We start from the raw sequence: 14,472 nt of genomic DNA on the forward strand, positions 1-14,472 counted from the left end.
CGACGGCCGCCCCGACGGCCGGAGGCCACGAGCACCACGGCGAGGACGAGTCGGCGGCACCCGAGCAGACTCCCGCCACCGGCGTGGTCGCCCCCAGCCCCGCCGGCCAGGCCGGCCGACACGGGGACCAACCTGTGGCCGGCCGGACTCGGCGCGCTAATCGCCGTCGCGGGATTCCTCCTGCTCCGCCCCGCCAAGCGCGGCTCGCACCGCGCCGACGACCCCGCCCACGCCGCCAAGCCGCCCGAACCGTACGCCCGTTCAGCCCGCGAGCCGGTCCGCGGGGGCGCCGCAACTGGCGCAGCCGCGGCTCCGCCGTGACCGTTCCAGCACCGCCCTGACCGGAGCCGGCACCGCGGTACGGAGCGCGGCGTGCACCAGGGGGGCGCCGAAGACCAGTTCGTCGCCCTCGGCCGCGAGCAGCCCGGCCCGCAGGGCGGTCTCCACGTGGACGGCGGCGTCGCGTTCGTCGGCGCCGCTGATCTCCAGGACGTCCCCCAGACGGAACCGGGGGCCCACGAGCGCGGCGTACCGGAGGAACGCGGCGGTGTGGTGGCCGGCCCGGTCCACCAGGGCGAGCGCGGCCTCCACCGGGGCGACCGGCAGCCGCTCGCGTCCGGTGAGGTCCGCGCCGCCCGCTGCCGCGCGGAGCGTCTCGGTGACCAGGCCGGGGCGACCGCCGGTGAGCCGGTGCACGTGCTCGGCGGAGCTCGACAGGCCGCGGCGGCGGGCGAGCTCTCTGACGTCGGTCGCGGGAAGCGGCTCCAGGCAGAGCTGCTCGGCGTGGCCGCCGAGCACCGGGACGAGGTCCTGGGCGCCGTGCTCGGCACCCACGGTGAGGAGGACCAGGACGCGGTGGCGCGGGCCGGCCGCGCCCGCCACCCGCCGGAGGGCCGCCAGGCTCTCTCCGTCGGTGTGCTGGGCGTCGTCGAGGGCGAGCAGCACCGGGCGCCGCGCGGCGATGCGCAGGACGAAGGCGGCGACCGCTTCGACGGCCGCGTCGTCCCCCTGGGGTGCGGCACCGGAGCCGGAGGCGTGGCAGCCGCCCTGGAGCAGGACGTCCAGCTCCGGGAGGAGTCCGCGCAGGGGGCGTTCGAGACCGGCCGCGGCGGCGCGCACCTCCTCCGGCGGGGCGGTGAGGCAGTGAGCGCGTACGGCGCGCACGAGCGCGGGGGCCTCCGGTTCGTGGCCGGGGGCCGGGTGCGCGGTGGTCAGCGCGACGGCCCCGTGGTTCTCGACGTGCCGGCTCAGTGCCGTCAGCAGCGCGGTCTTGCCCATGCCGGAGGCGCCGCGGACCACCACGGCCGCGGGACGTCCGGCGAGGGCGGCGCGCCAGGCCCCGTGCAGCCGGCGGAGTTCGGCGTCGCGTCCCACCAGCCGTCCGGGGGGCACGGTCATGCCCTTCCGGGTCCGGACCGGGGGGCGGGTCAGCAGGCACATCGTCTCGCCGCCGCGCAGCATCGCCTCGTGCAGCGCCGCGGTCCGCGGATCGGGGTCGGTGCCGAGGTCGGCCCGGAGCCTGCGGCGCAGCCGGTCGAAGGTGCGCAGCGCGGCACCGGCCGAGCCCTGTCCGTACTCGGCGGCCATCAGCGCCCGCCAGGCCGGTTCGTCGTACGGGTCGACGGCGATGGCGGCGCAGGCCACGTCGGCGCAGCGGCGGTGGTCGCCGAGCCGGGCGGCGGCGAGCCACGCGGCCTCACGGGTGCGGCGCAACTGCCGGTCGACGGTGCGGAGCAGTTCCTCGGTCCACTCCTCGGCCGGGAACTCCTCCAGCGGCTGCCCTGTGGTCAGCAGATCGAGCGCGCGGCGCACGGCGACGTCGGCGAGGGCGGTCTCCCCCGCGCCCAGGTGGCGTTCGGCCACCGAGGTCAGCCGGGCCGCCTCGTCCAGGTCGACCTGCCAGGCCGTGGTGTCCAGCCGGTAGCCGGAACCCACGCGCTCCAGGCAGGGGCCGGTGAGCCTGCGCAGCCGGCTGACCAGGGAGGCGACGACCTGCTCCGCCGCCGGCGGCGGGTCCTGCGGCCACAGGGTGTCGACGACCTCGCCGAGGGAGACCACGCGGTTGCGCCGGACGCCGAGCAGGGCGAGCAGCAGGGCGGCCCGGCCCCGGGGGATCACGGGGCGCCGTTCGGCCGCCGGATCCAGGAGTTCGAGGGGGCCGATCAACCGCAGGCGGATCGGGCCGGCGGCCCGCGCCGCGTCGGACGCGCTGGTGGTGGATGACATGCGACGGCTCTCTGTTCTACGCGGGCGGCGGGACGTCACCGCCCGCGCTCCACCTTCCGTCGGGGCAGCACCTCGCGCCACCGGACCGCGGGACAGACCCCCCACGCATCGGGACACGCGACGCGGACGCGGTGCCGTGCCGGGACGTCGGGAGGTCGGGGCGCCGGTCACCGGGCACCACGCGGGCCCGGAGGTCAACGAGCCTGCTCCCGCCCGGCGTTCGCGCCCCCGGTACCGGCATCTTCGTGGCCGCCGCACACGCGACGGACGTGGGGGCGGGCCGCGGGCGGGGGCGTCGCGCAGGCGGGCGCCCGCGCTCCCGCGGACCGTCGCCGGGCCGGACGGACACATGACGCCGTGCCCGCGCCCGCCCCTTCGTCCGGCGTCAACACCCCAGCGCCCGGGAGGTGTTCGGGCGCACGCACCACACCCGGCGGACGTCACCGCCGCCTCGTCGGGGGCCGCCCCGGGTCCCGGGCCCGTGGCCGCGTTGGCCGGGGTGTCGCGGGCGGGAGGCGGCCCCGCGGTGTGCAACGCCCGTGCAATACCGGGGCGGATCGTTGCATGTGCGGTCGTCGCCCGGCCGGGTCGCCGATGCCCGGGGGTGCCCGCCTCGTACCGCACGACCAGGAGGAACGGCATGGGCGCACGGGCGCCGGAACCGCGGACGCCGGAGGACGGCGGGCTCCCGCCGCCGCGGCGCGGGGCCCGCTCGCGCGACGCGCGCCGGTCCGCGTGGCTCGCGGAATTCGCCGCGACCGCCCTCCTGCTGTTCGCCATGGCCACCCTGCTCCGGTGGCTGGCCGATCCCGTGGCCCCGCTCGCTCGGGCCGTCCCCTCGGCGGGCGGCCGTCTCGTCGTGGACGCCGTCGTCAGCGGCGCGGCCGTCGGGCTGCTGGTCCTCTCCCCGCTCGGCCGGCGGTCGGGGGCGCACATGAATCCCGCCGTCTCGGTGGCGTTCTGGCTGCTGGGCGCGCTGCCCGGCCGGGATCTCGCGGCCTACGCGGTGGCGCAACTGGCCGGTTCCGTCGCGGGAGTCGCCGCGGGGCGGCTGCTGTGGGGTGAGGCGCTGGCCGGCCCCGGCCCCGACTTCGCGGCCGTACGGGCGGCCGAAGGCGTGCCGTACGCGGCGGTGTTCATGGCGGAGGCCGCCGCCACCGCGCTGCTGCTGGCCGCCGTAACCCATGTCGCCGCCCGGCCGGGTCCGGCCTTCCGGGTGCCGCTGGTGGCCGGTGCGGCCGTCGCGGTGCTGATCCTGCTGACCGGAGGGTGGGCCGGGGGCAGCTTCAACCCGGCCCGCCAGTTCGGCCCGGCGCTCTTCTCCGGCGACACACGGTGGCTGTGGGTGTACGTCCTGGCGCCGCTCGCCGCGGCCGTGGGCTTCGCCGCCGTCCGCTCCCGGATGGTCGGGGTGCCGCCGCTGCCCCGGATGGCGTTCGGGGAGGCGCCGCGATGACCCGTTCCGAGGGTCAGTGGTCCCTTCCGCCGGGCATCGCACCGCGCACGGGGCCGGTTGACACCCCCATCAGGCGCCGCCCGGCGCCCCCGACCCCGGCGTGTCCGCCGCGGCGGGCCTCCACGTCCCCCCCCTCGTCCCACGGGAGAGTGTGCAATGACCGAGACCACGACCCAGACCCGCAGAGCGGTACCCGAACCGCTCATCGCGCTCGGCCTCGCGGCCGGGCCCGTGGTGGCCCTCGGCTTCACCCGGTTCGCCTACGCCCTGCTCCTGCCCGCCATGCGCGAGACGCTGGGCTGGAGTTACGCGGCGGCGGGCGCCATGAACACCGCCAACGCGCTCGGTTACATCCTCGGCGCGGGAACCGCGGCCTGGTGGTCGCGCAGGTTCGGCGCGCGCCGGTCCTTCGTGTGGGGCATGGTGCTCAGCGCGGTCGCGCTGCTGGCGTCCGCCACCACCGGCGGCTTCGTCGCGCTGTCGCTCTTCCGCTTCGTCGGCGGACTCGCCACCGCGGTGACCTTCGTCATCGGTTCCGCGCTCGCCTCGCGGGTGCACACCGGCGGCAGGCAGGCGCGCTCGGCCGTGATGGTCGGCACCTACATGGCCGGCGTCGGCATCGGCGTCGTCCTGTCCGGGATCGTGGTGCCCTCGGCGCTGACCGCCTGGGGTGCCTCCGGCTGGCAGGGCGGCTGGCTCCTCATGGGACTGCTGGCGCTGCTCGCCGCCGGTCCGGCGGCGTGGGCGTCCCGGCGCGTCCCGCCGGCACCCGCGGCCACCGCCGGCAAAGAGCGGGCGAGCCTGAGGTTTCTGACCCCGACCTTCGCCTGGTACGTGCTGTTCGGCGCCGGCTACGTCTCGTACATGACGTTCGTCATCGCCCTGCTGCACAGCCAGGGGCAGGGGACCTGGTCCACCGCGGCGTTCTTCATCGTGCTCGGCGCGGCCTCGGCACTGGCGACGCTGCTGGTGTGGGGCCGGGTGATCGGCCGGCTGAGGGGCGGTCTGGCCCCGGCGGCGGTCTCCGTCGTGGTGCTCGTCGGCGTGCTGCCGGTCCTGCTCTGGCAGGGCCAGGTCGCCGCGATCGTCTCGGCGGTGATCTTCGGCGGCAGCTTCATGGCCGGTCCCACCGCGGTGACCGTCATCGCCCGGCGGATGCTGCCCGCACACGCCTGGACGTCCGGAATCGCCCTGCTGACCGTGGCGTTCAGCGTCGGCCAGGCGGTCGGCCCGCTCATCTCCGGCCTGATGTCCGACTCCTCCGGCGGCATCGCCAAGGGGCTGTGGCTGTCGGTGATCCTGCTCGCCGTCTCCGCCGCGGTCGCCCTCGCCCAGCGCGAACGGACGCACGCCGCCCTGCCGCACCCCGACCACACGGCGGCCCCGGCCGCCCAGCCCGCCCAGGGCCGTTGACCGGCCCGGGCCGAACAGGAAGTCATCTCATGTTCCGACGCATCATGGTCGCCGTCGACAACAGCGGCACCGACCGGCGTTCCGTCCTCACCGCCGCCGAAATGGCCGCGCTCACCGGCGCGTCGGTGCGCGTCCTGCACGTCGACCCGTCCGACGTCGTCTACGACGCCGTCGTCGGCATGGAGGACGACGCGACCGCGCACAAGGTCCTCGACGACGCCGTGGAGGCCCTGCGCGGGCACGGCATCGCCGCCGACGGGGAGCTCGTCGACGGCCTGCTGTCGGACATCGCGGGCGCCATCGCCGACGCCGCGCGCAGGTACGACGCCGATCTGATCGTCCTCGGCCCGCACCCGCGCACGCGCCTGGGGGCCTGGCTCTCGCCGCGGATCACCGACGCGGTGGTGCACCACACGCGCATCGCCGTGCTGCTCGTGCCCGGGATGGAGTGACGTGTCCGGCGGGGCCGGACCTCGGTCCGGCCCCGCACCGATGACGCCGCGGTCGTACGCCGGCGCCGGGCACCCCGCCGTCGGAACCCGGCGCGGCCACCGCGACCCCGAACCACCCCACGGAGACAGAACCATGACCACCACCGCACCCCCGCCGTCCCCGGACCCCGGCAACCGAAGCGGCCCGGACCCGGACAGCGGCACCGGCAGCGCCGTACGGCTCGACCCCTACGCCCGGCGCTTCCTCGACGCGGTGCGGGAGGCGGGCGGCCCGCCGCTGGAGGCGCTGAGCCCCCGGCAGGCGCGGGCCCGCGCTGCCGCCGGGAGCGGCACCCCGGTCGTCCTGCCGCCCGCCGACATCGACGAGCGCGAGATCGAGGCCGGACCGGGCCGTTCGGTGCTGCTGCGGACCGTCCGTCCGCGCGGGGCGCGCGGGCCGCTGCCCGTGGTGGTGTACGCGCACGGCGGCGGCTGGGTGCTCGGGGACCGCCACACCTACGACCGGGCGGTCCGCGAACTCGCCCACGCCTCGGGCGCGGCCGTCGCCTTCGTGGAGTACAGCCGCTCCCCCGAGGCCCGCTATCCCACGGCGCTGCGCGAGGTGTACGCCGCCGTCGCATGGCTGGCGCGGCACGGTGCCGTACTGGGCCTGGACGGGACCCGGCTGGCCGTCGCCGGCGACAGCGCGGGCGCCAACCTGGCGACCGCCGCGGCGATGCTCGCCGCCCGGCGGGGCACTCCGCGCCTGCGCGCGCAGGTGCTCTTCTACCCGGCGCTGGACGCGGGCTTCGACACCCCGTCCTACCGTGAGTTCGCCGAGGACCATTTCCTGACGGAGTCTCAGATGCGTTGGTTCTGGGACCAGTACACGCCCGACGCCACCGCGCGCACCGAGCCGGCCGCGGCGCCCGCACGCGCCGCGGCCGAGGATCTGGCGGGCCTGCCGCCGACGCTGGTCGTCACGGCGGAGGCGGACGTCCTGCGCGACGAGGGGGAGGCGTACGCGCGGGCCCTGCTGGCGGCGGGCGTCGAGGTGACCGCGGTCCGCTATCTGGGCACCGTCCACTCCTTCACCGCCCAGGACCCGCTGGCCGGCAGTCCCGCCGCCCGGGCCGCCACGGCACAGGCGGGCTGGATGCTGCGCCAGGCCCTGGCCGTACCGGACCCGGACCCCGGCCCGCGCCCCGGCCCTGACCCCCGCTGACCGCGGACGCGGTCGCCCGGGCACACAGACGCATCCGAAGAAGGAGCACAGCAATGCGATACCGGCCTGCCACCCCCCTCCCCCGCCTGCCCCGCACACCCGCCGTCCCAGGTGTGGACGGCCACGCCGTCCGGCGGCGGCGTGGAGCCGGCCGGACACCGCGGGTGCCGGGGCCCGGCACGGCTCCCCCGGGCCGCGGTGGCGCGCGGACGGCCTCCGGGGACGCGCGGTGAGCGCGGCGTTCCGGGCCGCCCGGCCCATACCCGCCGAGGCACCCGCGGCCGCCGTCCGGCTGGAGGGCGTCAGCAGGACGTACGGACGCGGAGCCGGTGCCGTCCACGCCCTGCGGGACGTCGACGCGGCGTTCCCGCGCGGGACGTTCACGGCGGTCATGGGCCCCTCGGGCTCGGGCAAGAGCACCCTGCTGCAGTGCGCCGCGGGGCTGGACCGGCCGACCGCCGGCACCGTGCGCCTGGGGACCGCGGACCTCACCCGCATGGGAGAGACGCAACTGGCGAAGATCCGCCGCGAGCGCGTGGGCTTCGTCTTCCAGGCCTTCAACCTGCTGCCGTCACTGACCGTCGGGCAGAACATCACCCTGCCGCTGCGCCTCGCGGGGCGGCGGGCGGACCGCGCCTGGCTGCGGGAGGTCGTCGCCCGCGTGGGCCTCGCCGACCGCACCGGCCACCGGCCCGCCGAGCTGTCCGGCGGGCAGCAGCAACGCGTCGCCGTCGCGCGGGCGCTGGTGACCAGGCCCGACGTCGTCTTCGCGGACGAACCGACCGGCGCCCTGGACCCGGACACCGCCCGCGACATCCTCGGTCTGCTGCGCACGGCGGTGGCCGACCTCGGGCAGACGGTGATCATGGTGACGCACGATCCCGTCGCCGCCGCCCACACCGACGCCGCCGTCTTCCTCTGCGGCGGACGGATCGCCGGGCACCTGGCCGCGCCGACGGCCGACGAGGTCACCCGGCGGCTCTCCGCACTGCGGGGAGCCGCCTGATGGTCACGCTCGCCCTGCGCACGCTGCGCGCCCGCGCCGGAGGTTTCGCCGGCAGCTTCGTCGCCCTGCTGCTCGCCTCCGCGATGCTCGGCACCTGCGGCATCCTGCTGGAGTCGGGACTGCGCGCCACCCCGCCCGCGGAGCGCTACGCGGGGGCCTCGGTCGTCGTCTCCGGCCGCGACCGCGCCGACCTCACGGTGCACACGGCCGGCGGCAAGGACCGCATCGCGTCGCAGCCGCTCGGCGAGCGGGTGCGTGTGCCGGAGCGGCTGCGCGAACGGGTCGCGGCCGTGCCCGGCGCGGAGCGCGCCGTGGCCGACATCGGTTTCCCCGCCCGGATCGTCGGCGGCGGGAAGGCGGGCGACGGACCGCCCCCGCTGGGGCACAACTGGTCCGGCGCCCGGCTGGGGCCCTTCACCCTGGTCTCCGGACACGCGCCGCGCGCCGCCCATGACGTCGTACTCGACGAGGACCTGGCCCGGCGGTCCGGCGCCGGCGCCGGGGACGCGGTGACGCTGGCAACCCGGTCGGGCCCCGGGCGGTACCGGGTCACGGGCGTGGTGGAGCCGGGGCCCGGCGTACGGCTGGCCCGCCAGTCCGTGCTGTTCTTCGCCGACGCGACCGCCGCACGCCTCGCGGGCCGCGCGGGCTCGGTGGACGCCGTCGGCGTACCGGCCGGGCGGTCGGGCCCCGACCCCGACAAGTTGGCGGACCGGATCAGGACCACGCTGGACGATCCCTCGCTGTCGGTGCGCACCGGTGACGGGCGCGCCCGGGCGGAGTTCGTCGACGTCGCGACGACCGGCTCGACACTGACCCTGCTGGCCGGCTCCTTCGGCGGAACGGTCTTCCTCGTCGCCGCCTTCGTGGTGGCGAGCACGCTCTCCCTGTCCGTGCGGCACCGCGCACGCGAGATGGCCCTGCTGCGCGCCGTGGGCGCGACACCCGGCCAGGTACGGCGCATGATCGGCCTCGAGGCGACGGGCCTCGCGGTGGTCGCGGGCGTGCTCGGCTGGCCCCTGGCACCTGCCGTGGCGCGCTGGATGCGCGACCGCTTCGCGGGGCACGGCATCGTCCCGCCCGACTTCGAGCCGGTCGTGGGGCCGCTCCCGGCCGCCGGCGCGCTGGTCGTCACGGTGCTCACCGCCCTGGTGGCGGCACTGGCGGCGTCGCGCCGGGCGAGCCGCGTCCGCCCGGCGCAGGCCCTCGGTGAGGCGGCCGTGGAACGTCCCGCCCTCGGCCGGGGCCGCGCGATCACCGGGGCGGTGCTGCTGGCACTGTCGCTGGGCGCCTTCGCGACCGGGCTCGGCCAACGGGGGGACCCGGCCGCGCTGGCCCATCTCGCCAACACCCTGGTCCTCCTGCTGGTGATCACCATCGCGGTGCTCGGCCCGGCCGTCGCACGCCTGGCGATGCGGCTGCTCGGCCCCCTGATGCGCCTGTCGCGGGTCAGCGGCCATCTGGCGGCGGCGAACAACCGGGCCAACGCCGTCCGGCTGGCGGGTGCCGTGACCCCCCTGGTGCTGGCGGTGTCCTTCGCCGCCACCGTGGTGTTCGCGCAGACCACCGCCCTGGACGCGGCCGCCCGGCAGACCCGGGCCGGCACGGTCGCCGACCATGTCCTCACCTCGCCGTACGGGCTCCCTCCCGAGCTGGCCGAACGGGCCCGCGGCCTGCCCGGCGTGACGGCCGCCACCGCCGTCGTACGGTCCAAGGTCGTCGCCCGGAGCCGGCAGCTGGGCAGCGAGTCGGCGGTCTCCCTGTCCGCCCAGGGCGTCTCGCCCCGGGGGCTGCGGCACACCCTCGACCTGGACGTCCGCGAGGGCAGCGCCGCGCGGCTGCGCCCGGGGACCGTCGCCGTCAGCACCACGGCGGCCTCGTCGTTGGACGTCGGCCTCGGGGACACCGCCGAACTGCGGCTCGGCGACGGCACGCCCGTGAAGGCCGAGGTCGTGGCGGTGTACGGGCGCGGCTTCGGCTTCGCGGACGTCACCTTCGCCCATGAGCAGTTGCTGCCCCACACCACGGCGGGCCTGGACGCCTCCGTCCTGGTGCGCGCCGCCCCCGGGCCGTCCGGCGCCCGGGTTCCCACGGAGCTGGCCGCGCTCGCCGGGCGGTATCCCGGCACCGGCGTCGAGGACCGGCTCGCCCGCCATGACCGGCCGGCGGAGCAGGAGGCGAACGCGTGGGTGAACTACCTGCTGGCCGGCATGGTGATCGTCTACACGGGCATCACCGTAGTGAACACTCTGGCCATGAACACCTCGGTCCGCCGCCGCGAATTCGCGCTGCTGCGGCTCGCCGGCGGCACCTCGGGGCAGGTGCGGCGCATGATGCGGTGGGAGAGCGGGGCGGTCGTCCTGACCGGTGCCGGCCTCGGCACCGCGGCCGCCGCGCTGCCGCTGGTGCTGGTCGCGTACGCGCTGACCGGCTCGCCCGTGCCGCATGTGCCGGTGCCGGCCTACGCGGCGATCGCCGGCGGGACCGGAGCGCTCGCCTTCGGCGCGGCGCTCGTGCCCACCTGGCTGTTGCTGCGCACACGGCCGGTCACGGCCGTCGGAACGAAGGAATGAGAGTGACCCCCGCGTGAACCCGCACAAGCCCTCCGGAACCTCCGCCGCCCCGCCGCACCGCGTCCTGGTCCTGCTCTTCGACGGGGTGCAGCTGATGGACGTGACCGGTCCGCTGGATGTGTACGCGGCGGCGAACGAGTACGGCGCGCACTACGTGATGAGCACCGTCTCGCCGGACGGCGCTCCCGTGACCACCACCGCGGGACTGCGGCTCATGCCGGACCTGGCCCTGGACGAGGTGGACTTCGCCGTCGACACCCTGGTCATCCCCGGGCGCCCCGACTGGTGGGCGGCGGTCGCCGACAGCGCGCTCGTCGAGGGCATCACCCGGCTCGCCGACCGCTCCGGCACCGTCGCCTCGGTCTGCGCGGGAGCGTTCCCGCTGGCCGCGACCGGGCTGCTGAACGGCCGGCGGGCCGCCACGCACTGGCGGCTGGCGGACGACCTCGCCGCCCGCTACCCCGAGGTGGAGGTGGACTGCGACGCGATCTTCGTACGGGACGGCCGCTTCATCACCTCGGCGGGCATCAGCGCGGGGATCGACCTGACGCTGTCCCTGGTCGAGTCCGACCTCGGGCCGGACATCGCCCGCAAGGCCGCCAAGTTCCTGGTCGTCTTCATGGCCCGGCCGGGCGGGCAGTCGCAGTTCAGCGTGCGGCAGAGCCCGCGGCACCCCGCGCACTCGGTGCTGCGCGAGGTGCTCGACCAGGTGGCCGCCGATCCCTCGGGGGACCACAGCCTGCCCGCCATGGCGGCCCGGGCGGGGGTGAGTTCACGTCATCTGACCCGGCTCTTCCGCACCGAGACGGGCGGCACGGCGGCGGAGTACGTGGAACGCGTCCGGGTCGAGGCCGCCCAGGCGCTGCTGGAGGCGGGCAACGACGCCCTCGACACCGTCGCCCGGCGCGGCGGCTTCGGTTCGGAGGAGACCATGCGGCGGGCGTTCCGGCGCCGGCTGGGCGTCAGCCCGGGCGCGTACCGCGACCGCTTCCGCACCACCCGGCCGCACGGCACCTCCGGGGAGTGAGGGGTCACTCGGGCCAGGGCGACCGGAGGATGGTGTCCACGAAGTTCCCGCGCACGTATCCGGGCACGAAGCGCTCCAGGACGTCGGCCTTGACGTTGCCGAAGGTGGTGTCGGGGCGCGACGCGATGCCGTGGGTGAACTCCTTGAGGATGTTGTTCTTGAAGTCGGGCCGCGGGTGGACGGCGACGACCGCCTCCCGCTGCTCCGGCGTGATCTCGTCATATCCAAAGCCGAGGACGTCGACCTCGACGCCGGAGGTGACCAGCGCGATCTCGGGCGCCATGTGCCAGGGGATCTCGGGGGTGGTGTGCAGGGCGATCGCCTCCCACACCACCCGCGCGCGTTCCTCCGGGACGCCGTGCTCCAGCAGGAAGCGGCGGGCCTCGTCGGCGCCGTCGATCTCGAAGCGCTGGTCCGTGCGGGCGTAGGTGTCGGTCAGTCCGAGGTCGTGGAAGAGGGCGCCGACGTACAGCAGCTCGGGGTCGACGTCCCATCCGCGGTTGCGGCCGCGTATCGACGCCCAGAAGAACACCCGGCGGGAGTGGTGGTAGACCACGGGGTCGGCGGCCTTGCGCACCAGTTCCGTCGCCTCCCGCACGAGCCGGGTGTCGGGCACCTCGATGTCCGCGATGATTTCAGCCACGTCGAATCTCCTGACAGGTTTCCGGGTTCCGCCGGCGCCCGGACGGCGCTCGGCACCGATGGGTCCATCGTCGGACGCGGCGGCGGACCCCGCCGGATGCCGGACGGACGCGCGGCCCTCGGAACGGGACACGCGTCCGGCCGGCCGTATCCGGCGGGGCGGGGGGTCAGGTCGCGTCGGCGAGTTCCGCGATCACCTGAGCGTGGCACGGTTCGGGCACGCACCAGCAGCCCAGCCTGCGGCCGCGCAGCGCGGGCAGCATCGCGAGCAGGTCGGGGCGGCCCAGCAGGTGGGCGCGGTACTTGTCGAGGACCTCCTGGCGGGTGCCGTCGCGCCCGGGCCGGTAGGGACTGGCCAGCGGGGAGCCGGCCAGCCGCCAGCCGCCGCGGTGCATCGGGCGGCCCACGTAGACGACGTCCGCGTAGTCGGGGTCGCCGAGGTGGCCCTTGAGATTGACGACGGTGGTCTGGGGCCCGTTCGCGCTCATGTCCTTCTCCTTCCCCGGTCCGGGGCGGCGGCGGCCGTCACGGGAGTTTCGCGGCGAGGACGTCCACGGGACGGATGTCCGGGGGCGTGCTCAGCATCGTCTTCGCCGCCTCCATGAGGGCGGCGGCGATGCGGCCCTCCAGGTGGCCGGTGCGGCCCGCTTCGTCCTCGAAGGTGTCGAAGACGCCGAAGGTGGTGGCGTCCTCGCGGAACGCGTACCAGGTGACCGTGTGCTCCTCCTCCCGAGCGGCGGCCAGTGCGTCGCGCAGCAGGGCCGCGACCTCCTCGGCGTACTCGGGCCTGGCCTCGATACGGGCCAGCAGGCCGATCTTCGTCATCGTGTGCTCCGTCTTGGTGGTCGTGCGGTGGTGGACGTCGTCCGGCCGGACAACGGAAAACCTATGCCGCGCGGCACGGCTCACCCAGTGTCGGAAACGACGCGTTCGATATCGTTTCCGTCATGGATGTGGCAGTGGTGGCATACGACGGTGTCTTTGACTCCGGCCTCTCGGCCGTCCTCGACGTGCTCGAGGCGGCCAACGCGATGCGCGGCGAGCTTCCGCAGCCGCCGCCCGCCTGGAACGTGACGACGGTCGGCCCGCGCCGCCGGGTGCGTACCGGCGCCGGCCACACGGTGGCGACGGCCCCCGCCGCCGAGGCCGAGGGGGCGGATCTGGTGCTCGTGCCCGCTCTCGCGGAGCGGCGGCCGGACGCCCTGGTCGAGCGGGTGTCGGGCCGCGGTACGGCCGCGGTGCGCCGTCTGGTCGCGGCGACGCGCGAGCGCGGCACTCCGCTCGCCTCGGCCTGCACCGGCACCTTCCTGCTCGCGGAGTCCGGGGTGCTGGACGGGCGGCGCGCGACGACGAACTGGTGGCTGGCCCCGGTCTTCCGGCAGCGGTACCCGGCCGTCACGGTGGACGAGACCCGCATGGTCACCAGTTGCGACGGCGTCACGACGGCGGGCGCGGCCTTCGGGCACGTCGACCTCGCCCTGGCGGTGGTCCGCATGTCCAGCCCGGCGCTGGCGGATCTCGTCGCCCGCTACCTGGTCGTCGACGAGCGTCCGTCGCAGTCGGCCTACACGATCCCCAGCGCGCTGGCCCAGCACGATCCGACGGTGGCCGCGTTCGAGCGCTGGGTGCGGCAGCGGCTGGAGGAGCCGATCGGCATCGCGGAGGCCGCCCGCGCCCTGGGGGTCGGCGAGCGGACCCTGCAGCGGGCCGTGCGCAGGGTGCTGGGCGTGTCCCCGGTCCGTTTCGTGCAGGACCTGCGTGTCGAGCAGGCCACGCACCTGCTGCGCACGACCGACCTCCCGGTCGAGGTCGTCGCCCGGCGCGTCGGCTACGAGCACGCCAACACCCTGCGCGTCCTGCTCCGCGACCGCGCGGGCACGACGGCGGGCGCCCTCCGGGGCCGCTGAGCCCGCGGCGCCCGGGGAACCGTGCACTGGTGTCCTGAGTCGTTGATTCGGTTCAGATATCCGGCGAGGCGTTCGAAGATTGCGTCTGCGGTTTTCATCCAGGCGAAGGGCTTGGGGTCGTCGTTCCGGGTCTGGATCCAGGTGCGGATGTCTTTCTCCAGGACCTGGTTGATGTTCTTGCGAACGTCTCGCCGTATCTGCTGGGTCGTCAGCAGTGCGAACCACCGCTCGGCCTGGTTGAGCCAGGAACTGCTGGTGGGAGTGAAATGGACGGTCATGTGGGTGCACGCTTCGTCGCAGATCAGGTGGACGTCCACGAACCGACCCCGCCACCGGTTGATGGTACGTGCCTCCACATTCAGCAGGGCAGCCACATCCTTGTTCGACTACCTGCTCGCGCACTCCAGCACGATCCGGCACCGCAGGGCCAGAGCCTGCGAAGACGTCCGGCCCTGGCGAATCAGGTCAATGTCTCGCGCTCAACGTCGGTCAGTACCAGCTCAACCTCCGGCCGTCCCGTCCTCGCCATCCGACCATCGTGCCGAACCATCACGGACTTACGCAGC

Annotated in this window: 12 protein-coding genes and 1 pseudogene; 8 read left to right on the top strand and 5 right to left on the bottom strand. The window is 75.7% G+C overall.

Translation table 11 applies throughout. The annotated features are described in order from the left end of the window. Positions 1 to 261: 261 nt before the first annotated feature. The gene (locus AB0F62_RS30025; RefSeq protein ID WP_361806078.1) at positions 262 to 2,226 is read right to left on the bottom strand and encodes a BTAD domain-containing putative transcriptional regulator; all 1,965 of its coding nucleotides are present in this window, start codon (positions 2,224 to 2,226) and stop codon (positions 262 to 264) included. A 640-nt stretch (positions 2,227 to 2,866) separates the two neighbouring features. Between AB0F62_RS30025 and AB0F62_RS30030 the strand changes: the two genes are divergently transcribed. The 7 genes from AB0F62_RS30030 to AB0F62_RS30060 all read left to right on the top strand — a co-directional run bounded on the left by AB0F62_RS30030 (position 2,867) and on the right by AB0F62_RS30060 (position 11,357). Further along, complete coding sequence (locus AB0F62_RS30030) at positions 2,867 to 3,682, top strand: aquaporin (RefSeq protein ID WP_361806081.1); 816 nt, start codon at positions 2,867 to 2,869, stop codon at positions 3,680 to 3,682. A 156-nt stretch (positions 3,683 to 3,838) separates the two neighbouring features. Then, a complete protein-coding gene (locus tag AB0F62_RS30035) occupies positions 3,839 to 5,095 on the top strand; it encodes a YbfB/YjiJ family MFS transporter (protein WP_361806084.1) in 1,257 nt (418 codons plus the stop codon). 29 nt (positions 5,096 to 5,124) lie between these two features. Further along, a complete protein-coding gene (locus AB0F62_RS30040) occupies positions 5,125 to 5,547 on the top strand; it encodes a universal stress protein (protein WP_361806087.1) in 423 nt (140 codons plus the stop codon). Positions 5,548 to 5,680: 133 nt separating this feature from the next. Further along, the gene (locus AB0F62_RS30045) at positions 5,681 to 6,751 is read left to right on the top strand and encodes an alpha/beta hydrolase (RefSeq protein ID WP_361806090.1); all 1,071 of its coding nucleotides are present in this window, start codon (positions 5,681 to 5,683) and stop codon (positions 6,749 to 6,751) included. 229 nt (positions 6,752 to 6,980) lie between these two features. Next, positions 6,981 to 7,757: an ABC transporter ATP-binding protein gene (locus AB0F62_RS30050; RefSeq protein WP_361806093.1), complete on the top strand. Its 777-nt coding sequence runs from the start codon at positions 6,981 to 6,983 to the stop codon at positions 7,755 to 7,757. Next, the gene (locus AB0F62_RS30055) at positions 7,757 to 10,330 is read left to right on the top strand and encodes an ABC transporter permease (RefSeq protein ID WP_361806096.1); all 2,574 of its coding nucleotides are present in this window, start codon (positions 7,757 to 7,759) and stop codon (positions 10,328 to 10,330) included. Before AB0F62_RS30050 ends, AB0F62_RS30055 begins: the two co-directional genes overlap by 1 nt. A gap of 13 nt (positions 10,331 to 10,343) precedes the next feature. Continuing rightward, the gene (locus AB0F62_RS30060) at positions 10,344 to 11,357 is read left to right on the top strand and encodes a GlxA family transcriptional regulator (RefSeq protein ID WP_361806099.1); all 1,014 of its coding nucleotides are present in this window, start codon (positions 10,344 to 10,346) and stop codon (positions 11,355 to 11,357) included. Positions 11,358 to 11,361: 4 nt separating this feature from the next. Here the strand turns inward: AB0F62_RS30060 and AB0F62_RS30065 are convergent, their stop codons facing one another. The 3 genes from AB0F62_RS30065 to AB0F62_RS30075 form a co-directional block, all read right to left on the bottom strand. Next, entirely contained in the window at positions 11,362 to 12,000 is a 639-nt protein-coding gene (locus AB0F62_RS30065; RefSeq protein ID WP_361806102.1) for an HD domain-containing protein, read from the bottom strand. A gap of 166 nt (positions 12,001 to 12,166) precedes the next feature. Next, complete coding sequence (locus AB0F62_RS30070; RefSeq protein ID WP_361806105.1) at positions 12,167 to 12,487, bottom strand: DUF4326 domain-containing protein; 321 nt, start codon at positions 12,485 to 12,487, stop codon at positions 12,167 to 12,169. 37 nt (positions 12,488 to 12,524) lie between these two features. Next, positions 12,525 to 12,824, bottom strand: a complete 300-nt coding sequence (locus AB0F62_RS30075; RefSeq protein WP_361806108.1) for an antibiotic biosynthesis monooxygenase — start codon at positions 12,822 to 12,824, stop codon at positions 12,525 to 12,527. Between the two features lie 122 nt (positions 12,825 to 12,946). Here AB0F62_RS30075 and AB0F62_RS30080 point away from each other — a divergent pair, with 122 nt between their 5' ends. Then, complete coding sequence (locus tag AB0F62_RS30080; RefSeq protein WP_361806111.1) at positions 12,947 to 13,906, top strand: helix-turn-helix domain-containing protein; 960 nt, start codon at positions 12,947 to 12,949, stop codon at positions 13,904 to 13,906. A 77-nt stretch (positions 13,907 to 13,983) separates the two neighbouring features. On the opposite strand, the pseudogene AB0F62_RS30085 reads toward AB0F62_RS30080, so the two are convergent. Beyond that, a pseudogene (locus AB0F62_RS30085) lies at positions 13,984 to 14,178 on the bottom strand (IS630 family transposase); the annotation flags it as partial. Between the last annotated feature and the right edge of the window lie 294 nt (positions 14,179 to 14,472).

Source organism: Streptomyces sp. NPDC026673, assembly GCF_040638135.1.
Lineage (GTDB): Bacteria > Actinomycetota > Actinomycetes > Streptomycetales > Streptomycetaceae > Actinacidiphila.

What these genes read in the sequence shown, in the direction of transcription:
- AB0F62_RS30045 (WP_361806090.1), top strand. Translation starts at nt 5,681, where the DNA reads ATGACCACCACCGCACCCCCGCCGTCCCCGGACCCCGGCAACCGAAGC.
- AB0F62_RS30070 (WP_361806105.1), bottom strand. Translation starts at nt 12,487, where the DNA reads ATGAGCGCGAACGGGCCCCAGACCACCGTCGTCAATCTCAAGGGCCAC.
- AB0F62_RS30075 (WP_361806108.1), bottom strand. Translation starts at nt 12,824, where the DNA reads ATGACGAAGATCGGCCTGCTGGCCCGTATCGAGGCCAGGCCCGAGTAC.
- AB0F62_RS30055 (WP_361806096.1), top strand. Translation starts at nt 7,757, where the DNA reads ATGGTCACGCTCGCCCTGCGCACGCTGCGCGCCCGCGCCGGAGGTTTC.
- AB0F62_RS30030 (WP_361806081.1), top strand. Translation starts at nt 2,867, where the DNA reads ATGGGCGCACGGGCGCCGGAACCGCGGACGCCGGAGGACGGCGGGCTC.
- AB0F62_RS30025 (WP_361806078.1), bottom strand. Translation starts at nt 2,226, where the DNA reads ATGTCATCCACCACCAGCGCGTCCGACGCGGCGCGGGCCGCCGGCCCG.
- AB0F62_RS30040 (WP_361806087.1), top strand. Translation starts at nt 5,125, where the DNA reads ATGTTCCGACGCATCATGGTCGCCGTCGACAACAGCGGCACCGACCGG.
- AB0F62_RS30080 (WP_361806111.1), top strand. Translation starts at nt 12,947, where the DNA reads ATGGATGTGGCAGTGGTGGCATACGACGGTGTCTTTGACTCCGGCCTC.
- AB0F62_RS30035 (WP_361806084.1), top strand. Translation starts at nt 3,839, where the DNA reads ATGACCGAGACCACGACCCAGACCCGCAGAGCGGTACCCGAACCGCTC.